At 67.3% G+C, this 19,833-nt stretch carries 20 protein-coding genes; 12 read left to right on the top strand and 8 right to left on the bottom strand.

Annotation, left to right across the window (positions count from 1 at the left end; all coding sequences use genetic code 11):
• Positions 1-132: 132 nt before the first annotated feature.
• On the bottom strand, positions 133-573 hold the full coding sequence (mce, locus tag AB0G59_RS06740) for a methylmalonyl-CoA epimerase (RefSeq protein WP_360908775.1): 441 nt from the start codon (positions 571-573) through the stop codon (positions 133-135).
• Between the two features lie 138 nt (positions 574-711).
• On the opposite strand from mce, the gene AB0G59_RS06735 reads away from it, so the two are divergent.
• Positions 712-1,923, top strand: a complete 1,212-nt coding sequence (locus AB0G59_RS06735) for an acetyl-CoA C-acetyltransferase (protein ID WP_360908772.1) — start codon at positions 712-714, stop codon at positions 1,921-1,923.
• A gap of 55 nt (positions 1,924-1,978) precedes the next feature.
• Positions 1,979-2,947, top strand: coding sequence for a methylmalonyl Co-A mutase-associated GTPase MeaB (meaB, locus tag AB0G59_RS06730; protein ID WP_360908770.1), 969 nt, complete (start codon positions 1,979-1,981; stop codon positions 2,945-2,947).
• 55 nt (positions 2,948-3,002) lie between these two features.
• Here the strand turns inward: meaB and AB0G59_RS06725 are convergent, their stop codons facing one another.
• The 4 genes from AB0G59_RS06725 to AB0G59_RS06710 all read right to left on the bottom strand — a co-directional run bounded on the left by AB0G59_RS06725 (position 3,003) and on the right by AB0G59_RS06710 (position 5,678).
• Positions 3,003-3,479, bottom strand: coding sequence for a MarR family transcriptional regulator (locus tag AB0G59_RS06725; protein WP_360908768.1), 477 nt, complete (start codon positions 3,477-3,479; stop codon positions 3,003-3,005).
• A 101-nt stretch (positions 3,480-3,580) separates the two neighbouring features.
• Positions 3,581-4,348, bottom strand: a complete 768-nt coding sequence (locus tag AB0G59_RS06720) for an AIM24 family protein (RefSeq protein WP_360908766.1) — start codon at positions 4,346-4,348, stop codon at positions 3,581-3,583.
• The gene (locus AB0G59_RS06715) at positions 4,345-4,995 is read right to left on the bottom strand and encodes an AIM24 family protein (protein ID WP_071962649.1); all 651 of its coding nucleotides are present in this window, start codon (positions 4,993-4,995) and stop codon (positions 4,345-4,347) included. The genes AB0G59_RS06720 and AB0G59_RS06715 overlap by 4 nt, the downstream gene beginning before the upstream one ends.
• Positions 4,995-5,678, bottom strand: coding sequence for an AIM24 family protein (locus AB0G59_RS06710; RefSeq protein ID WP_071962648.1), 684 nt, complete (start codon positions 5,676-5,678; stop codon positions 4,995-4,997). Before AB0G59_RS06710 ends, AB0G59_RS06715 begins: the two co-directional genes overlap by 1 nt.
• Positions 5,679-5,805: 127 nt before the next feature.
• On the opposite strand from AB0G59_RS06710, the gene AB0G59_RS06705 reads away from it, so the two are divergent.
• From AB0G59_RS06705 to AB0G59_RS06680, 6 genes are all read left to right on the top strand, one after another.
• Positions 5,806-6,150, top strand: coding sequence for a DUF3817 domain-containing protein (locus AB0G59_RS06705; RefSeq protein WP_360908763.1), 345 nt, complete (start codon positions 5,806-5,808; stop codon positions 6,148-6,150).
• The gene (locus tag AB0G59_RS06700) at positions 6,147-6,467 is read left to right on the top strand and encodes an MTH1187 family thiamine-binding protein (protein ID WP_360908761.1); all 321 of its coding nucleotides are present in this window, start codon (positions 6,147-6,149) and stop codon (positions 6,465-6,467) included. Before AB0G59_RS06705 ends, AB0G59_RS06700 begins: the two co-directional genes overlap by 4 nt.
• 65 nt (positions 6,468-6,532) lie before the next feature.
• Positions 6,533-6,904, top strand: coding sequence for a hypothetical protein (locus AB0G59_RS06695; RefSeq protein ID WP_360908759.1), 372 nt, complete (start codon positions 6,533-6,535; stop codon positions 6,902-6,904).
• A 124-nt stretch (positions 6,905-7,028) separates the two neighbouring features.
• The gene (locus AB0G59_RS06690) at positions 7,029-7,541 is read left to right on the top strand and encodes a MarR family transcriptional regulator (RefSeq protein WP_360908757.1); all 513 of its coding nucleotides are present in this window, start codon (positions 7,029-7,031) and stop codon (positions 7,539-7,541) included.
• A gap of 146 nt (positions 7,542-7,687) precedes the next feature.
• Entirely contained in the window at positions 7,688-8,020 is a 333-nt protein-coding gene (locus AB0G59_RS06685; RefSeq protein WP_360908755.1) for a DUF3817 domain-containing protein, read from the top strand.
• Positions 8,021-8,161: 141 nt separating this feature from the next.
• Positions 8,162-9,862, top strand: coding sequence for a methylmalonyl-CoA mutase family protein (locus AB0G59_RS06680; RefSeq protein ID WP_360908753.1), 1,701 nt, complete (start codon positions 8,162-8,164; stop codon positions 9,860-9,862).
• Positions 9,863-9,934: 72 nt separating this feature from the next.
• Here AB0G59_RS06680 and AB0G59_RS06675 read toward each other — a convergent pair whose 3' ends face one another.
• Both AB0G59_RS06675 and AB0G59_RS06670 read right to left on the bottom strand, forming a co-directional pair.
• Entirely contained in the window at positions 9,935-11,842 is a 1,908-nt protein-coding gene (locus AB0G59_RS06675; RefSeq protein WP_360908751.1) for an FG-GAP-like repeat-containing protein, read from the bottom strand.
• A gap of 74 nt (positions 11,843-11,916) precedes the next feature.
• Entirely contained in the window at positions 11,917-12,438 is a 522-nt protein-coding gene (locus AB0G59_RS06670; protein ID WP_360908749.1) for a hypothetical protein, read from the bottom strand.
• Between the two features lie 364 nt (positions 12,439-12,802).
• Between AB0G59_RS06670 and AB0G59_RS06665 the strand changes: the two genes are divergently transcribed.
• The 4 genes from AB0G59_RS06665 (at position 12,803) to AB0G59_RS06650 (ending at position 18,998) form a co-directional block, all read left to right on the top strand.
• Positions 12,803-16,732 (top strand): polymorphic toxin-type HINT domain-containing protein, encoded by a 3,930-nt coding sequence (locus AB0G59_RS06665; protein ID WP_360908747.1) that lies wholly within the window; start codon positions 12,803-12,805, stop codon positions 16,730-16,732.
• Between the two features lie 12 nt (positions 16,733-16,744).
• Entirely contained in the window at positions 16,745-17,173 is a 429-nt protein-coding gene (locus AB0G59_RS06660; RefSeq protein WP_360908745.1) for a DUF4259 domain-containing protein, read from the top strand.
• Positions 17,174-18,033: 860 nt separating this feature from the next.
• Positions 18,034-18,819, top strand: coding sequence for a helix-turn-helix transcriptional regulator (locus AB0G59_RS06655; protein ID WP_360908743.1), 786 nt, complete (start codon positions 18,034-18,036; stop codon positions 18,817-18,819).
• Positions 18,816-18,998 (top strand): DUF397 domain-containing protein, encoded by a 183-nt coding sequence (locus AB0G59_RS06650; RefSeq protein ID WP_360908740.1) that lies wholly within the window; start codon positions 18,816-18,818, stop codon positions 18,996-18,998. The genes AB0G59_RS06655 and AB0G59_RS06650 overlap by 4 nt, the downstream gene beginning before the upstream one ends.
• On the opposite strand, the gene AB0G59_RS06645 is transcribed toward AB0G59_RS06650, so the two are convergent.
• A complete protein-coding gene (locus tag AB0G59_RS06645; protein ID WP_360908738.1) occupies positions 18,980-19,651 on the bottom strand; it encodes a TetR/AcrR family transcriptional regulator in 672 nt (223 codons plus the stop codon). The genes AB0G59_RS06650 and AB0G59_RS06645 overlap by 19 nt on opposite strands.
• Positions 19,652-19,833 lie beyond the last annotated feature (182 nt).

Genomic DNA, 19,833 nt, shown 5'->3' with positions numbered 1-19,833 from the left:
CCCGTACTGCGTCGGTGTGGAACCCGGAGCCCGCCCTTCCGAAGAAATGGTGTCAGATCATCGGTACAGCCCGGTCCGGGGGCCACCCGTACCCGGCCGAACCTGCACTCTACCGGCCGGGGAAGGGGAGGGTCAGTGCTCCGTCGTCCCGGGAGGCGCGGAGGTGACCAGTTCCGTCAGCACTCCGTGACAGTCCTTCGGGTGCAGGAAGGTGATGCGCGAGCCCATGGATCCGGTGCGGGGCTCGTCGTAGAGCACCCGCAGACCCTTCTCCCGGGCGGCCTGGGCGTCGGCGTCGACGTCGGGCGTACCGAACGCGATGTGGTGAACGCCCTCGCCGTTCTTGGCAAGCCACTTGCCGACCGCGGAGTCCTCGCGGGTGGGCTCGAGCAGCTGCAGGTACGAGGCCCCGCCGTCGGACGTCTCATTGATTTTGAGCATGGCTTCGCGGACGCCCTGTTCCTCGTTGACCTCGGTGTGGAACACCTCGAAGCCGTACGTGGCACGGTAGAACTCGACAGTCCTGTCGAGGTCGAAGCAGGCGATCCCGATGTGGTCGATGCGCGTCAGCATGGCTCCAGTGCACCGCCGGACGGGGTGGTTACGCAACGTGCGCGCGATCACACCTTCGGCCCGGTGACCCGGTGCGGTACTGCTCAGTACATTGACGGAAACCGTCGTTAACATCCTCCGCTCGAAGGGGCAGCGCCCATGTCTGGTACGAACGGAACATCCGGTACGACCTCCGTCATCGTCGCGGGCGCGCGCACGCCCATGGGCCGGCTGCTGGGCTCGCTGCGCACCTTCTCGGGCGCCGACCTGGGGGCGGTGGCCATCAAGGCCGCCCTCGACCGGGCCGGGATCGGCGGCGACCAGGTGCAGTACGTGATCATGGGCCAGGTCCTGCAGGCCGGCGCCGGGCAGATCCCCGCCCGCCAGGCGGCCGTCAAGGCCGGCATTCCCATGAGCGTCCCCGCGCTGACGGTCAACAAGGTCTGCCTGTCCGGCCTCGACGCCATCGCGCTGGCCGACCAGCTCATCCGCGCGGGTGAGTTCGACATCGTCGTGGCCGGCGGTCAGGAGTCGATGACCAACGCCCCGCACCTGCTGCCCAAGTCCCGCGAGGGCTTCAAGTACGGCGCGGTCGGGATGCTCGACGCCATGGCCCACGACGGGCTGACGGACGCCTTCGAGAACATCGCGATGGGCGAGTCCACCGAGAAGCACAACACCCGCCTCGGCATCCGCCGCGCCGAGCAGGACGAGGTCGCGGCCCGCTCCCACCAGCGGGCGGCCGCCGCCCAGAAGAACGGGCTGTTCGAGGCGGAGATCACCCCCGTGGAGATCCCGCAGCGCAAGGGCGAGCCGGTCATCTTCAGCAAGGACGAGGGCATCCGCGCGGAGACCACCGTGGAGTCGCTGGCCAAGCTGCGGCCCGCCTTCGCCAAGGACGGCACGATCACCGCCGGCACGTCCTCGCAGATCTCCGACGGCGCGGCCGCCGTGGTCGTGATGAGCAAGGCCAAGGCCGAGGAGCTGGGCCTGGCGTGGATCGCCGAGATCGGCGCCCACGGCAATGTGGCCGGCCCCGACAACTCCCTGCAGTCGCAGCCGTCCAACGCCATACGGCATGCGCTGGGCAAGGAGGGGCTGGGCGTCGAGGACCTCGACCTCATCGAGATCAATGAGGCATTCGCCGCCGTTTCGGTGCAGTCAATGAAGGATCTGGGCGTATCCCCGGAAAAGGTGAACGTCAACGGTGGGGCCATCGCGCTCGGTCACCCCATCGGCATGTCGGGCGCCCGCATCGTGCTCCACCTCGCGCTGGAGCTGAAGCGGCGCGGCGGCGGCGTCGGCGCCGCGGCCCTGTGCGGCGGCGGCGGCCAGGGCGACGCGCTGATCCTCCGCGTCCCCGGCAACTGACCCCCGCGGCGGACCCGAGCGGGACCCGAACGGACCGGAACGAAACGGAGCAGTCATGGCGGACGTCCCCACGCTGGTCGAGCAGGCACGGGAGGGCCGGCCGCGGGCCGTGGCCCGGCTGATCTCACTGGTGGAGGGGGCGTCCCCGCAGCTGCGCGAGGTGATGGCCGCCCTGGCCCCGCTCACGGGCCACGCCTACGTCGTGGGCATCACGGGCTCGCCCGGCGTCGGCAAGTCGACGTCGACCTCGGCGCTGGTGAGCGCGTACCGCCGCATGGGCAAGCGGGTCGGCGTCCTGGCCGTCGACCCCTCCTCGCCCTTCTCCGGGGGCGCCCTGCTGGGCGACCGGGTGCGGATGTCCGAGCACGCCTCCGACCCGGGCGTCTACATCCGCTCCATGGCCACGCGCGGCCACCTCGGCGGCCTCGCGTGGGCCGCCCCGCAGGCGATCCGGGTGCTGGACGCGGCCGGCTGCGAGGTGGTGCTCGTGGAGACGGTGGGCGTGGGCCAGTCGGAGGTGGAGATCGCCTCCCAGGCCGATACGTCCGTGGTGCTGCTCGCCCCCGGAATGGGTGACGGCATCCAGGCCGCCAAGGCCGGAATCCTGGAGATCGGCGACGTCTACGTCGTCAACAAGGCCGACCGGGACGGCGCCGACGCCACGGCCCGCGAGCTCAACCACATGCTGGGTCTCGGCGAGTCCCGTGCCCCCGGCGACTGGCGGCCCCCGATCGTGAAGACGGTGGCCGCCCGCGGCGAGGGCACGGACGAGGTCGTCGAGGCCCTGGAGAAGCACCGCGCGTGGATGGAGGAGCGCGGCGCCCTGACCGAGCGCCGCCGGCTGCGGGCGGCACGGGAGGTCGAGACCATCGCGGTCACCGCACTGCGCGAGCGCATCGGGGACCTGCGGGGCGACCGGCGCGTGGACGCTCTCGCGGCCCGGGTCGTGGCCGGTGGGATCGACCCCTACGCGGCGGCGGACGAACTCGTCGCCGGTCTCACGGAGAACGCGGCACGGACATGAGATGAGCCCGGCGCGTGCGCCGGGCTCACTTCACCTACGCGGGGCCGACGGACGGTCAGACCTTGCCGCGCGTGGAGCGCAGGTGCCGGGCCACCGGGGCCAGGGACTCGTGGAGCGCCTTGAGCTCCTGTGGCGACAGCAGGTCGACGAAGTGCTCGCGCACGGAGGCGACGTGGTGCGGGGCGACCTTGCGCATGGTCTCCCAGCCCTGTTCGGTGAGGACCGCGAACAGCCCGCGCCGGTCGGACTCGCAGTTCTCCCGGCGGACGAGCCCGGCGTTCTCCATGCGCGTGATCTGGTGCGACAGACGGCTCTTGGACTGCAGGGTGGCGGTCGCGAGATCGCTCATCCGCATCCGGTGGTCGTCCGACTCCGAGAGGTTGACCAGGATTTCGTAGTCGTTGTTGGTGAGGCCGAACGGCTGCAGGTCCCGTTCGAGCTGGTGCATCAGCAGCCGGCTCACGTCCAGGTGGGCGCGCCAGGTGGCCTGTTCCTCGTCGCTGAGCCAGCGAGTGCCGTTCTCGGTGTCCATGAATGGATTCTACCTAAGAAGTTGAAAGATTAACTAAGGGCGGTTACGGGCGAGCGTAAGGAGAGGTCATGCGTTCGACGTCACACTCTGCAGGGTACCGCTCACAGCCCGAAGCGGCGCTGGAGGTCGCCGAGCTGGCCCGGCAGACGCGGCGTCATTGTCTGATTTCCGGCACTTGCGTGCGGAACGCCGGCCTGCTGCGGCGGACCCTCGCCCGTGGCGATCTCCTCCATCAGCTGCTCGGTGGACTGCAGCAGCACCGTCCCGGACCCGACGAACTCGAACTGGTGCTCCTCGCCGGAGGCGCCGCCGATACCCGTGAGCCTGCGCACGCCGCCCATCACTCCGCGCATGTACTGGTGGTCGTAGTGGTGGCAGGGCGAGGGACAGTCCGCCCACCCCACCAGCGCCTGCGGGTCCACGCGCACCGGCGGCTCCACGAAGACGACCGGACCGTTGGAGGCGGCCACGAACTTGCCCGTGCCGATCAGGGTCAGGAAGCCCGGGATGATGGACTGCTTCAGCGCCAGCGTCGGCTCGAAGGCCAGCAGATTGCCCGAGCGGACGGTGAGGTTGCCGTCCTCCAGGTCGTAGGAGTTGACGTCGAAGGACCGGTCGGCGAGCAGCATCTTGCCCTGCCCCTCCGCCACCACCCAGTCGGCGGCGTGCAGGGGGGAGTGGAAGCTGCCGGCGATCAGCCGGTCCAGGGGGCCGTGGCCGATGCCGTGGAAGTCGATCCGCCCGTAGTAGGCGATCATCTTCCCCTTCTGCAGGAACCATTGACCCTTGAGGTCCACGCTGAAGGCGTACGGATTGACGTTGTCGTCGGCCGGCAGGGTCGACGCGTCATGGATGACCGGGGCGTTCACAGCTTCTCCTCCGAGGCCTGTACGTACACCGTGCCGCTGCCCGAGAGCTCGAGCCGGAACGCCTCGCCGCTGCCGCGACCGACGACCTCACGCCAACCCAGCGCCGCCGTCAGCTTGTTGCGGACGTCGCCCCTGTGGGCGACGTAGGCCTGCGGGTCGACGGTGACCGGGCGCTGTGGATTGATCGGCAGCTCGATGAAGCCGCCGTGCGCCATCACGGCCACCGCGCCGTGCCCCTTGAGGGTGGTCGTGAACAGCCCCTGCCCGGTGACCTGACCGCGCACCATGCCCATCACGCCGCCCTGCGACCCCATGAACATCGTCCCCTGCTGCAGCGTCCCGTCGAACGCCAGCAGCCGGTCCGCCTCGACGTAGAGGGTGTCGCCCGACAGCTCGATGACGTGGACGTGGTGGCCGCCGTGGCCGAACATCACGGTGCCGCTGCCCTCCACGGTCATCAGCGGCGTCGCCTCGTTGGCGATGCGGCGACCGATCATCCCCATGACGCCGCCCTGGCCGCCGGTGATGCTCGGGGTGAAGGAGACGTCGCCCTTGTAGGCGAGCATGGCGCCGCGCTGGCTGAACAGCCGCTGCCCCGGAATGACCTGGGCCTCGACCATGCGCGAGTTGAGAAGCCGGAACGGCATTACACGTCACCCCCGATCGTGTTGCGCTCGCTGGGCTGTACGTACACGAGCCCCTCGCCCTCGAAGCGGATCTGGAAGGCCTCTCCCGAGCCCTCCCCGATGAACGTCCGGAAGTTCACGCCGGACTGGAAGTGCTGCTTGAGCCGCCCGGTGTGCGCGATGTACGCGCCGGGGTCGACCTGAAGCGGCATCTGCGGGGTCACCCGCAGCACGATCGCCGTGCCGCCCGAGAGGATCGCCGCCTGGCCGGAGCCCTCGACGGTGGTGGTGAACAGCCCGTTGCCCTGCGAGGCGCCGCGCAGCCCCGTGAACGTGGTGCCGGTCCGCAGCGCCGAGTCCGTGCAGAGCAGGTTGCTGGCCTCCACGTACAGCGTCTCGCCGCGCAGCGTGACGAGGTTGATCTCGCTCGCCCGGTCGGCGAAGTAGCAGGTGCCGTGCCCCTTCACCTCCATGACTTCCATCTGTTCGCCGGTGAGCCGGCGCGTGACCATGCCGCGCAGGCCGTCACCGCCGCCGGTCATCTTCTTGAATGCCATATCGCCCTCGTACGCGACCATCGAGCCGTTCTTGGCCTTGACCGCGTCGCCCGCCATGTCGACGGCGAGAACTTTGCTCCCATGGAGCCGAAACTGAGCCACGCCCCCGACGCTAGCGGGCGGACATACGCCTCCAACAGGCCCCATGGCCCCTGAAGTACTCCGGAACGGACCCGGATCCGCTGATCGTTTCCGGGGCTGCGACAATGGGGCAGCTTGTGAATGCCGTCACAAGCTGTGACCGTCCAGCCACGTCGACCGAAGGTGTGCCCCCGTGGACCTCAAGACCGCCTCCGCCCTGCGCCGGCTCCGCCTGGTCTCCGCTCCGGAGGCCGTGTCCTTCCTGCTCCTGATCGTCTGCTCGGTACTGAAGCGGACCACCGACTTCAACGCCGTGCCCGTGATGGGCGGCGTCCACGGTGTGCTGTTCATCATCTACGTGATCTTCTGGATCGACGCCTGGGTGACGGCCAAGTGGCAGCTGAAGACCGCCGCCCTCTACTTCGTCCTCTCCGTCCTGCCCGCCGGCGGCTTCTTCGCCGACCGCATGCTGCGCCGTGAGTCCGAGGCGACCGTCATCGCCGCCCGCGCCCGTAAGGAAGGCGTGATCAACGCATGATCGTCGCCTTCTCCGTCTCCCCGATCGGGGTGGGCGAGGACGTCGGCGAGTACGTCGCCGACGCGGTCCGCGTCGTGCGCGAGTCCGGGCTGCCGAACCGCACGGACGCGATGTTCACGTCCGTCGAGGGCGAGTGGGACGAGGTCATGGACGTCGTCAAGCGCGCCGTCGCCGCCGTCGAGGCGCGCTGCGGACGGGTCTCCCTCGTGCTGAAGGCGGACATCCGCCAGGGCGTCACCGGAGGGCTGACGTCCAAGGTCGAGACCGTCGAGCGCTACCTCGCCGACGGTGCATCCGGAGCCGACGCCTCCTCCTGAACGAGGCCTGGGCACCGTGCCGTACGCTCGGCCCCCCGAGGAAGATCGACAGGGGGAGCCGAGCGATGTTCGAACTGTTCAAGGGCGGAGCCAAGCGCTCCGGGCCCGACCTCGGCGTCGTCGTCCTGCGCGACTCGCACGCGGTCGCCGAGGCCGTGCGCGAGACGCTCGCGGGTGCGAGCGCGGAGGACCGGCCGGGCCTGGAGCGCGCGGCCGCGCTGATCGCCGAGCGGGCGGCGCGGCCGGAGAGCGAGATCCGGGGCGAGTGGGTCCGCGGCATCGTCGCGACCCAGGGCGTGGACCTGCACACGCAGGAGATCCACGCGATCCGCGCGCTGCGCAAGGCCCAGCCGCGGCTGAGCCTCGTGGACGCGGTCCATCTGGTGCGCGAGGCGGCGGCGACGGACCCCGGACGGCCGTCGGCGCCCACGGCCTGAGGCGGGGCGCGCCCGGCGTCCGATGGCCTGGCCCCCGTACGTCCGGCGCCGCCCCTTCAGGGGCCCCGCGTCCGAAGTCTGAGATAGCCCCGGCCGGGATATGCCCGAACTGTAGGCTCGTTCCGTGCCCAAGCCCCTCAGCCTCCCCTTCGATCCCATCGCCCGTGCCGACGAGCTCTGGAAGCAGCGCTGGGGATCGGTGCCGTCCATGGCCGCGATCACCTCGATCATGCGGGCCCACCAGATCCTGCTCGGGCAGGTCGACGCGGTCGTCAAGCCGTACGGGCTGACGTTCGCGCGGTACGAGGCGCTGGTGCTGCTGACCTTCTCCAAGGCCGGCGAGCTGCCGATGTCGAAGATCGGCGAGCGGCTGATGGTGCACCCCACGTCGGTGACCAACACCGTGGACCGGCTGGTCAAGGCGGGCCTGGTCGACAAGCGGCCCAACCCCAACGACGGGCGCGGCACGCTGGCCTCCATCACCGACAAGGGCCGCGAGGTCGTCGAGTCGGCCACGCGCGACCTGATGGCCATGGACTTCGGGCTCGGCGCGTACGACGCGGACGAGTGCGGGGAGATCTTCCGGATGCTGCGGTCCCTGCGGGTGGCGTCGGGGGATTTCGAGGACGCGGAGTGAAGTCCGCCACTACGGTGAAACCGGGTCGGCACGCCTGATCCCCGCAATGAGCGGGGATGACCCCACCATGGCGGTGCAGAGTACGAGCCGCATGACCTGCTCCCCGCGTCCGCGGGGGTTTTCACGGGTGGTTTAGTCTCATAGGCATGAAACGCAGCGTGCTGACCCGCTATCGGGTGATGGCCTACCTCACTGCCGTCATGTTGTTGGTCCTGTGCACATGCATGGTGTTCAAGTACGGCTTCGACACAGGTGCGGGCGCCACGCTCGTGATCTCCCAGATCCACGGCGTGCTCTTCATCATCTACCTGGTCTTCGCCTTCGATCTGGGCTCCAAGGCCAAGTGGCCGCTGGGCAAGCTGCTCTGGGTGCTGGTCTCCGGCACCATCCCGACGGCCGCCTTCTTCGTCGAGCGCAACGTCGTCCGCGAGATCGAGCCGCTGATCACGGACGCCGCCCCGGCGACCGCCCGCGCCTGACCGCGCCGATTCGCTCCGCACCGCCCCGGACACGCCGCCCCTTGTGTCCGGGGCGTTCTTGCGCGAAAATTTAGTAGGACGTCCTACTAAATTCTTGACCTTGGGCCTTGCACGGGGCGCGGAGAGGCAGACGAGACCACCATGGACGCAGCAGCCATTGAGGCGGGGCGCAGCCGCTGGCAGGCCCGGTTCGACAAGGCCCGCAAGCGCGACGCCGACTTCACCACGCTCTCCGGAGACGAGGTCGCCCCGGTCTACGGCCCCCGCCCCGGCGACTCCTACGAGGGCTTCGAGCGCATCGGCTGGCCCGGGGAGTACCCCTTCACCCGCGGCCTGTACCCCACCGGCTACCGGGGCCGCACCTGGACCATCCGGCAGTTCGCCGGCTTCGGCAACGCCGAGCAGACCAACGAGCGCTACAAGATGATCCTGGCCAACGGCGGCGGCGGCCTGTCCGTGGCCTTCGACATGCCCACCCTCATGGGCCGCGACTCCGACGACCCCCGCTCCCTCGGCGAGGTCGGCCACTGCGGTGTGGCCATCGACTCCGCCGCCGACATGGAGATCCTCTTCGGGGACATCCCGCTGGGCGACGTCACGACGTCCATGACGATCAGCGGCCCGGCCGTCCCCGTCTTCTGCATGTACCTCGTGGCCGCCGAGCGGCAGGGCGTCGACACCGGCATCCTCAACGGCACGCTGCAGACCGACATCTTCAAGGAGTACATCGCGCAGAAGGAGTGGCTCTTCCAGCCCGAGCCCCACCTGCGCCTGATCGGCGACCTGATGGAGCACTGCGCGCGCTCCATCCCCGCGTACAAGCCGCTGTCGGTCTCCGGCTACCACATCCGCGAGGCCGGGGCGACGGCCGCGCAGGAGCTCGCCTACACGCTCGCGGACGGCTTCGGCTACGTCGAGCTGGGCCTCTCGCGCGGCCTGGACGTCGATGCGTTCGCGTCCGGCCTGTCCTTCTTCTTCGACGCCCACCTCGACTTCTTCGAGGAGATCGCCAAGTTCCGCGCGGCCCGCCGCATCTGGGCCCGCTGGATGAAGGAGGTCTACGGGGCGAAGACCGACAAGGCCCAGTGGCTGCGCTTCCACACCCAGACGGCGGGCGTCTCGCTGACCGCCCAGCAGCCGTACAACAACGTCGTGCGCACCGCGGTGGAGGCCCTCGCCGCCGTCCTCGGCGGCACCAACTCCCTGCACACCAACGCCCTCGACGAGACCCTCGCCCTGCCCAGCGAGCAGGCCGCCGAGATCGCCCTGCGCACCCAGCAGGTGCTGATGGAGGAGACCGGCGTCGCCAACGTCGCCGACCCGCTGGGCGGCGCCTGGTACGTCGAGCAGCTCACGGACCGGATCGAGGCCGACGCGGAGAAGATCTTCGAGCAGATCAAGGAGCGCGGGCTGCGCGCGCACCCCGACGGCCGGCACCCCATCGGACCCGTCACCTCCGGCATCCTGCGCGGCATCGAGGACGGCTGGTTCACCGGCGAGATCGCCGAGAGCGCCTTCCGCTACCAGCAGGCGCTGGAGAAGGGCGCCAAGCGCGTCGTCGGCGTCAACTGCCACGAGGGCTCGGTCACGGGCGACCTGGAGATCCTCCGCGTCAGCCACGAGGTCGAGCGCGAGCAGGTGCGCGTCCTGGCCGAGCGCAAGGCGGCCCGCGACGACGTGAAGGTACAGGCCTGCCTCGACGCCATGCTGACCGCCGCCCGGGACGGCTCGAACATGATCGAGCCGATGCTGGAGGCGGTACGGGCGGAGGCGACGCTGGGCGAGATCTGCGGCGTGCTGAGGGACGAGTGGGGGACGTACACGGAGCCTGCGGGGTTCTGAAGCTCTCACCCGTAGCACGACGGGGGCCGGATCCCGAAGGAACCGGCCCCCGTCGTCAGGAGTCCGTCCGTACTACAGCTTGTTCGTCCAGACCATGTGGGGCTCGTTGAAGCCGTCGCCCTTGCTGGTGAAGGTCCACAGAGCGGCTTCGTTCCGGCCGCCGGAGCCCTGCCCGAGGTCGTAGGTGACGCTGATGTCGGCTTTGCCGTCACCGTTGAAGTCGCCGGCAGTCAGCTCGCTGGTGTTCCAGTTCCAGCTTTCGACGGTGCCGGGACCGCTCTCCCAGATCTTGCGCGGGTCGCCGAATCCGTTGTCGGTGCCGGGGAAGACCCACAGGGCGGACTTGTTACGGCCGTCGGCAGTCTTGTCGTAGCCGTAGAGGACGGCGACATCGGTCTTGCCGTCGCCGTTGAAGTCACCGGCGGCAATCTTGCTGGCGTCCCAGCTCCAGCTGCCCTTGCCGTTCTGCCACTCCAGGCTGTTCCAGACCTTGCGGGGCTCGTCGAAGCCGTTCTTGCCGTTCGCGGTGAAGAACAGGGCGGTCTCGTTACGACCGTCGGAGGTCTTGCCGTAGCCGTAGAGGACGGCGAGGTCCGCCTTCTTGTCGCCGTTGAAGTCGCCGGACGTCAGCTTGCTGGAGTTCCAGTTCCAGCTGACCGGGCCGCTCTCCCACACCTTGACGGGCGTCTCGAAGCCCTTCCCATTGCTGGTGAAGGTCATCAGCGTGGTCTCGTTGCGTCCCTGGGGGTTGGTGCCGAGACCGTACAGGACGGCCAGGTCGGCCTTGCCGTCGCCGTTGAAGTCGCCGGCGGTCACCTTGCTGGAGTCCCAGTTCCAGCTCTTCCAGGCGCCCGAACCGCTCTCCCACACCTTGTCGGGGGCGTTGAATCCGGTGCCGTTGCTGGTGAAGGTCCACAGGCCGGTCTTGTTGCTGCCATCGGTCTTGCCGTAGTTGTACAGGATGCCGATGTCGGTCTTGCCGTCGCCGTTGAAGTCGCCAGAGGTCAGCTTGCTGGCATCCCACCGCCAGCTGTCGATCCCACCGGTGCCGGTCTCCCACACGGCGCGCGGCTCCTTGAAGCCTTCACCGCCGGCGGTGTGGACCCACAGGGCGGCCTGGCTGCGGCCGTCCTTGGACTGGCCGTAGTCGGTGAGCGTGGCGATGTCGGCCTTGCCGTCACCGTCGAAGTCGCCCGTGGTGGTCAGGTATCGCTTGGGCAGGGCGCGGACTTGCTGGATCCAGCCGGTGACGTCGTCCACGCGGGTGTCGACGGCACCGGTACGGGTTTCGCTCTTGTCGGTGCCGAGGCAGCCGCCTTGCCAGAAACGGCTGTGCACTGCGGCCAGCTCGTAGCGGCCGCCGTTCTCGCGAAACGCGGGGCCACCGGCGTCGCCCTGGCACATGACGGCGTCGGCCGACTTTGGAGCGAGGCGAAGAGCGGAGTCCTTGACCGACCCGACGGAGAAGGTGGCACTGTGGAGACGGTCCGGGACCCACTCGTCCTTCGTACGGCCGTAGCCGGCAACCATCAAGTCTTCGCCCTTGGCCGGAGCGCTGGTAGCGAGCGCCGCCGGCGTGATGCCAGCTGCGGGAGCCGCGAGCCGCGCCATGACGAGATCGCGGTCCTTGCGCGGGACAAGTTCCACAACGTCCCTTACCTGCCCAGTCTCGCCGTTGAGATTGGTGCGGCCGATGACAGCTGTGGTCTTCAGCTTGGGTGCACCAGGGGCGACCTTGAAGTCCTGTGCGGGCTTGTCGGCGAAGCAACTGGACGCCGTGAGCAGCCACTGCTCGTCGATCAGAGTGGCAGAGCAGCCGCGCTCGCCGCCGACATCGAGCTTCGCGGTGAAGGTGTAAGCGCCGTCCTGGACGGTCTCACCGGCGACAGCGCCGGCGGGCGTAGCAGTGAGCAGGCTCGCTGCTGCAGTGGTGGCGAGCAATCCCGTGACCCACGGTGTGTGCGGGTGTCTGGCAGGCATGTTGATCCAGTCTGGGTCAGAGAACAAACAAGTCGTACGGAGGAACCGCTGATGGGATCCTCTGGTGGTGAAGGTCAGCCGATGAGCCGAAGCTCGACCAGGATCGCGGTCTTGTCGTCCTGGCCGGCATGGCCTTCTCCCACGGCCTTCATTTTCTTCTTGGGGACGTCGACGATTTCGACTTGGTCTCCGACGGTGGCGGTTGCCCGCACGGGAGCAGCGCCAGCGTAAACGTTGTAGGTCTCCGGGACCTCGAGGGCGAGATAGCCGGTCTTGCCGGTTCCGGTCACCTTGAAGCAGTACTGCCCCTCCGGTGTCTGTCCGGGTAGCACCTTCGACGTCGAGATCACGATGTCCTTGGTGACGCCGCAGTCGGCAAGCAGGATGTGGCCGTCACCCTTCCGCAGGACTATGTTTCGTTCCTTCAGAATCGCGGCGGCGTTGGGGTACTCGAACGTCTCCACCCCGCTGGGGGGGTTGTCTTCCTCCACAGGCCCCGGGTCCGCCATGGCAACGCCAAAGGCAGAAACACCCAGGGCCACGGAGACGACCCCGATCACACCCGTAAACAACATTCTGCGCGCGCGCGATTTCACCAGCGATTCCTTCAAGTATCCCGCAGCGGCAGTGCCGTGCGTAATGACGAGATAAAGACGGCTAGGTGAAAACCTATCATTGCCGTGTGATTGGCCGTCACTTGACCTTCCACTAGTCGCGCCGACTGGTCGTCCAAGCGAGATACCTCCGGCAAAGGGTTGTCGCGTACGCGCCAAGACGCGTGCAGGCGTCGGCCTGCTACCTGCGGTTACGGCATCTGATTCGGCCTCAGGCGAGCGGGCTGGGGCGGATATGCTCACCGCGCCCAATTACGGCACGCGGTATCGGATTAGAAAGAACTGAGTGGTGAGAGATAAGCTCTTCCTGACCAGACCTGGGGGAAGAAGCCCGATCGGCATACGCATGCTGAGCCTGCGGCTTCTGCCCCTTGTACTCGTCACCGGCTTGCTGGGGACGACACCTGCAATCGCCGAAGCACCCCCGGGCGGCGGTGACTCAGGGGTTCTACCGCTTACCGACCGGGGCCGGGTGGTGCAGCTGTGGGTACTCGGCGGCTCCCATGTCAAGGCTGCTGCCGAGGCGGCTCTCATGGGCACCGACGAGGACATCCGCAAATTTCTCGACCATGAGAAGGACATCGCTGAGCTCAGCGACGACCGCATCGATGCGACCCGGATCTCTGACGCGGGTGGACCGAGGGTACGTGCGGCCGCCTACACGGCCTACACCGGTTCCCTGGACGACTTGCGTAACTTCCTGAAGGGCGGTTGGAAGGCACCGCATGAGTCGGACCTGAGGATTGAGGCCACACGGATCCTTGATACGGGTGGTCCCGTCGTCAGAAGAGCGGCGCAGGCCGCGCTGCAAGGGTCGACTGAGGATGTCCGCAAGTTTCTTGACGAAGGCCAATACACAGCGCGGGACTCCGATGACCGGATCCAGGCCACACGGATCATGTCTTCTGGCGGCTCGGCGACCCAAGAGGCTGCCCAGGTCGCGCTGCAAGGGTCCATTGAAGACGTCCGGGAGTTCCTGAACGTAGGTCAGTACATCGCCCGATCCCGTGATCAGGAGCGCGCCACCGTCTCCCAGCTGGCCCAGCAGGCCAAAGAGTCCGGCGATGTTGCCAAGCGTCAGACCGAGGAGGCCAAGGCTGCCTCAGAGCGGGCTGTGAAGGCATCGGAGCTTGCCAAGGAAGCGGCCAAGAGGGCAGCTGCTGAAACCAAGGCTGCGGGCAAGGACGCCAGCCGGGCCGCAAGTGCGGCAGGACGAGCAGCACAGGCGGCTTCGGGTGCTGCCCGGGCCGCGCAAGAGGCCATCGGCGCTGCCCAGTCCGCCAACTACGCGGCTCGAATGGCCGCCAATGCCGCGGCGCAGGCTTCCGCCGCGGCAGCAGCCGCAGCTGAAGCTGCGTCTCGTGCCCGCAACGCAGCAGGCAGTGCCGCTACCGACGCAGGCCATGCGGCAGCCGCGCGCCAGGCAGCCGAAGACGCGAACAGCGCAGCACAGGCAGCCGAGAAGTCGGGCGAAGCCGCCAAGCAGGTCGAGGTTGCCTCCCGGGCGGCCGGCGCAGCGGCAGGTGCAGCCGCTAGTGCGGCCGCTAACGCCAATGATGCGGCGAATTTTGCCGACGAGGCCGGTGGCTATGCCGGGGAAGCCAGCGCGCAGTCGGCTATCGCCCGGCAGTGGGCGGGAACCGCACGCAGCAAGGCGCAGGAAGCAGCCCGCGCGGCCCGGCGGTCCCAGGCGCTTGCCAACCGAGCTGCAGACGCTGCGGCTGAGGCGCGAGAGGCGGCCTACTCATCCGCTAAGCATGCGAGGGAGGCCGGGAAGGCCGCGCTGGAAGCCGCCAAGCATGCTGGTGACGCGGCTACAGCGGCAAAACAGTCCAAGGATCACGCCGACGCAGCCCGGGCAGCCGCTGACAAGTCAAGCGAGTCGGTAGCCACAGCACGCAAAGTGCACGACGTTGCAAACGCGATTGAGGAGGAAGAGCTCGAGGCCAGGAAGAACGTCAGAATCGCGCAGGCCCAGGCCCTCTCTCAGGCAGACGAAAAGCGCAAGGCTGACACAGCCCGGGCAGACAAGGAGCGGAAGGACCTCGACGAGGAGGCGGCCCGCCTTGCCGTGGAGGCTGCCAAACCGGGCGTCGATGCCAAGGAGATGGCTGCTAAGGGTCGAAAGGTCGCCGTCTGGGCGATGAGGACCCGCGGCCCCTGGAGCACAGCCGCAGCCAAGGCTGCACTCGCCGGCTCCGACGACGACGTCCGCAGATATGTAAGGAACGGCCTGCAGCAAGCTGCACAAGAAGACGAGCGCGCAGAGGTTCAGAGCATCGCGCTCGAGAGCAGCCTCAGCAATGTCCGCAAGGCGGCAGAGCAAGCGCTCAAGGGCGACCCAAAGCAAATCAGCGAGTTTCTGCACACCGGCCAGCACCAGGCAGCGCTCACCGACTACCGCCTACACATCACCCGGATCGCGGAAGACGGAGGCCGGAAGGTCAACGAAGCCGCCAGCGAGGCGATGCTGAGCGACTCGGTCGACAAACTGCGCGAATTCATCAGCGAAGGCCAGTACGACGCCCGGGAAGCCGATGAGCGCATTCGCGCCACACAGCTTACGGAGAGTGGGGGCCCCGAGACCAAGGCAGCCGCCGAGGTCGCCCTTCACGCCCCTCGCGATCACCTGCATAACTTCATCCAGGTCGGACAGTACGCCACGGCCCGCCAGGACTACCTGGCCGCCACTCACATCGCCTCGATCAAACAGCTCATTGCCGAGGCCTCGGTAGCCGCAGCCACCGCACAGAAGGATGCCGCCGAAGCAGCCGTCGCCGCTGCCACCGCCGACAAGGCAGCCGAGGATGCAAACAAATACGCAACTCAGGCCGCAGAATCGGCAGGAAGGGCGAAAGAATACTCATCTCAGGCCAATCGGTACGCAAAGCAGGCCGAAGCTTCCGCAGCAGACGCGGCTAAGTCGGCGCATGCGGCCACCGCTGCAGCATCATCAGCCGCAAGGGATGCTGACGCAGCCGAATCCTACGCAACTCAGGCTGGCGAATCAGCGCAGTGGGCACAGGAATCAGCCGACGACGCATACGCCTCATCCGCTATTGCACAGGCCTCCGCTCTGCAAGCCGGTCAGGACGCCGACGCTGCCACAATCGCTTCCGCGAAGGTCAAAGCCCGTGTCGCTGAACTGAGCACCATTGAGCGCCAGACGGAACTAGACCAGCAGATCGCCGAGGAGCAGAAGAACGAAGAGCGCGAGGCAGCCGACAAACGGAAGCGCGAGGAAGTCGAGCGGCAAGCTGCCGGAGAAAAGAAGAAGTGCTCCCGGTTGGACCCCCGCTGCTACAAGGGGATCACAGGGTTTGCTCTTGACATGCTCGGCGCGAAGGACATCGCCGAATGCATCGACAACCCCGCCCTGGGTAAATGCACCTTGGCCGCAGCCCAGGTCATACCGGCAGGAAAGATCCTCAAGGGCAAGAAAGTCGTTGAGGGCATCGAACAAATCGCAAGCAAGTCGCGATTTTCCAAGTCCGGATGCAAGTGCTTCCTCGCCGGCACCAAGGTGCTCATGGGAGACCGTTCCAAGCGGAACATCGAGGATGTTAAGAAGGGCGACAAGGTACTTGCGTCCGACCCGCTTACAGGACAGACGTCTCCCCGCCGAGTTTCACGCCTGATCGTCACTGAAGACGACAAACATTTCAACGAACTGACGATCAACACCCCCAGAGGCGCGAAAAAGCTCACCGCCACCTATGAGCACCCGTTCTGGAGCCCTTCAGAGCGCCGGTGGCTCAAAGCGAGCGAACTCAGGCCCGGCAACAGCCTTCTCACCAGCGACCAAACCACGGTCCGTGTTCAGGCTAATCGCGGCTACGACCGCCACGCGCGGACCTACAATCTCACAGTAGAAGGCCTCCACACGTACTATGTGCTGGCCGGGGCAACTCCGGTCTTGGTGCATAACTCGAGCTGCCCGCTGTCTGGGCTTCTCAGTGATTCACACAAAGCTGCCGGAGATCCTTCAGCGAAGGGTGGTATCTATGCGCTGGTCTCAAAGGACGGAACGGTGCAGCGCACTGGCATGGCAACAAACCTGCAGAGTCGCCTTTCCACTCACGCCAGGACCTATCCCGGCCTCACAGGCGTAGTCATCTACAGGACGGATAGCCGCGCAGCCCGGCGAGGCCTGGAGGAAATGGTCGAGAATTGGTACACTCCGATTCTTGCCAACCAGCGCGCAATACGGCTAGAGAACCCGCGCCGAGGTGAATACTTGCAGGCAGCTCGCGAATTTATGGACAAGTGGAAGTAAGGATAGAGGAGAATGAGCGCTTCAGGAACTGGCCCATTCGAGAACGACTTCGCGATGGATCTCTGCGATGAACTGAGGGATCTTGAAGGTTCTGAAGTTCTAGCAGCACTTGAGGAAGCTTTGGCCTCGGCGGCCGACGTGCCAACGGGCGATTATCTTGACCGGGATTTGGCTGAACCAGCTGTGGCAGCTTCGGCTATCATCCTGGCGAGCTTCCTGGGCCGGGAGCACGTTCTCGAGGAGGCCGACTTGGCAGGGAGCGTTTCCGAAATCCCCGCACACTTCCTCCCTCTAGTCGCATCAGCGCTCGCCAGGACACTGTCGGATGACTCCGAGGTATACGGCCTGTGGATCGATGCGGGGCGCGGAGAAGAGTGGAAATCCAGAGTGGAACGGCTCTTGAATGATGCAACGCGGGCAACCGGAGAAGTAATCGAATAGAAGAAATATCGACTTAAGGCCGATGCGTTTGTCGACTTGATCCAGAAGGCGGAAGGCATCTCCCCTCCTCGGGTTGATCCCTTCAGGTGGCCTGGCAACATAGAGGCGAGGGCCCTCGGAGTTCGTCATATATGGACGACACCCGAGGGTCCTTCCTCGTTTTTAGGTCATTCCTTGCTAACGCACCATCAGCTGCGCTGGCTGGCGGGGCTGCGGGGAAAAGCAGAGACGGCGATCAGGTTGCCGTATGGCCTCGGCATGGCACCAGGGCCAGCCACGCGATAGAGGAGCGACAGCTGCCTGGAGGGCATCCCGTGGCGCGGTGCTCCGTTGAACGCTCGGGTCATGGGTTCGAGTCAGGCGACTCCTGCTGGGCCCAGCCGTGCGCGCGGCGTCCCGGCCACCGCCCCCGTCGAAAAACGGCAGCAGCGCGTCGGCCGCGAGCTTGTCTGAGTCGTAGGAGTGGCACAGCTCTAGGTGAATTGGCCGACCGTAGGCGTCGTCCTTGGGCATGACGACGCTGTGAGTAGGTCCCCGCGGCAGCGTGAGCACTTCGGCAACGTGTCAGTGCGCTGAACTCAGTGCATTTCGGCTCCCTCGTATTTGGATGAGGTTCTCGGCGTTTCCTGGGCGTGCGTCGCTCCTCCCGTGGGGAGCCGGGAGGAGCGACGCGGCCCCGCCCATCCGCGGCTAGTTAGGGGCAGAGAGTACGGAGAGTGCTTGCGGGAGTCGTTCACTCACACGTGCGATGGGGATTCGAACCCGGCTCGTACACGGCTTGTCCGCCCTAGCCTCCGTTGGTACCGACAGAGGTACGGAGAGGGGCGGGCGCCGTGACGAGTGAGACTTCTCAGCCACCGATGGCCTGGCGGCTGTGCGGGAACCAGGTGAAGCTATGGCGGACGGACGCCGGCGTCAGCCGGGAGGCCCTCGGCCAGGAGGCCGGGTACGGGTACGAGACCGTCAAGTCGATGGAGCAGGGGCGGCGTCGGCCCAGCCAGCGGTTGCTGGAGGTGGCCGACGAGATGTGCGGGGCGAACGGGAAGTTGCTGGCTGCGCGCAACTACCTGCAGCCGGAGCGGTTCGCCCGGCGAGTACGCGAGCTGATCGCTGTGGAGGCCGAGGCCATCGCCGTCCACTCGTACCAGATCCTCCTCATCCCCGGCCTGCTCCAGACAGAGGAGTACGCGCGAACGCTGATGAGTCGGCATTGCCCACCGGTGGACGAAGCGACCGTCGAGGAACGCCTCGCAGGGCGGCTGGCGCGCCAAGAACTGCTCAAGAAGCCGACGGTGATGTTCACCTTCGTGATCCATGAGGCGGCTCTGTGTACTGGCGTCGGCGGGCCGGGCGTCATGAGACGGCAGCTCGGTCGTCTGCTCACTGCGGGCGAGCAGCGGAACGTGACCCTCCAGGTGCTGCCGTCCGATCGCGGCGTCACTCCGGGGCTCAACGGGCCGTTCGTGCTGCTGGAGACGGCCGAGTTCGATCACTGTGCCTATGAGGAAGGGCAGAACACCGGCACGTTGTACGAGGACCCGGAGAAGATCAGCTGCCTCATGAAGAGCCATGCCATGATCCGCACCGAGGCCCTCAACGTTGAGGACTCCGCACGATTCATCGCCAAGGTGGCGGAGGAGCTATGAGCAACCGACTCGCATGGTGCAAGTCCAAGTACAGCCAGGGTGACGGCAGCGACTGCGTCGAAGTCGCCCTCACCCCCCGCACCGTCCACGTCCGTGACTCCAAACGCAAGGACGGCCCGCACCTTTCCATACCGGCCACCGCCTGGGCGAACTTCGTTGGCTATGCGCCCGGCGCCTGACTCCCTGGGTTTCCGGCCACCGTCGCCACGCCGCCCACCATCAGGGCCGTGAACCCCCGCGCCCACTCCGCGTCCACCGGCTCCGCGCTCACCAGCGTCCGGTGCACCACGGCCCCGGCGATCACGTCGAAGATCAGGTCCGCCGTGCGGGCCGCCGTGCCCGGGTCGTCCTCGTGCGGGAGTTCCCCGCGCGCCTGGGCGCGCTCGCGGCCCAGGAGGACCAGCCGCTTCTGGCGGTCCACGATTGCCCCGCGGATGCGTTCGCGCAGGGCGTCGTCGCGTGTCGACTCCGCCACCACGGCCATCAGGGCCGTCTTCGTCTCCGGCCGTTCCAGCAGGGCCGCGAACTGCAGCACCACGCCCTCGATGTCGGCCTGCAGGCTGCCGCGGTCGGGCAGTTCCAGGTGCTCGTCGAAGAGGGCGGCCACGGCGTCCACGACGAGTTCGTTCTTGCCCGCCCAGCGGCGGTAGAGCGTGGTCTTAGCGACCCCGGCCCGGGCCGCCACGTCGCCCAGCGTCAGCTTGCCCCAGCCCAGCTCCACCAGCGCCTCGCGCGTCGCGCCGAGGATCGCGCGGTCCGCCTCGGCGCTGCGCGGCCGGCCCGTGCGGCCGCCGGGCGGCGTGCGGCGCGCGGGGGGAGGAGCGGAGGTCATGGAGGGGACCTTACCGTCGGGTAGGCACTCTGGTATGACTCAGATCACAGTGCCCCGTGTGGTGTCTGCAGTTACGCTACGAGCCGTAGCGAAAGAGCTGAGAGCGACAACCACGCATGCCGGGTGGGGACCCGGCGCCGGAAGCGAACCGCTACGGGTTCACGGTACGGAGATCACGCCTT

This window comes from Streptomyces sp. NPDC021096 (assembly GCF_040641275.1).
Taxonomy (GTDB): Bacteria; Actinomycetota; Actinomycetes; order Streptomycetales; family Streptomycetaceae; genus Streptomyces.
The sequence above is the reverse complement of the archived record's forward strand: the minus strand, read 5'-3'. Positions and strand labels throughout refer to the sequence as shown.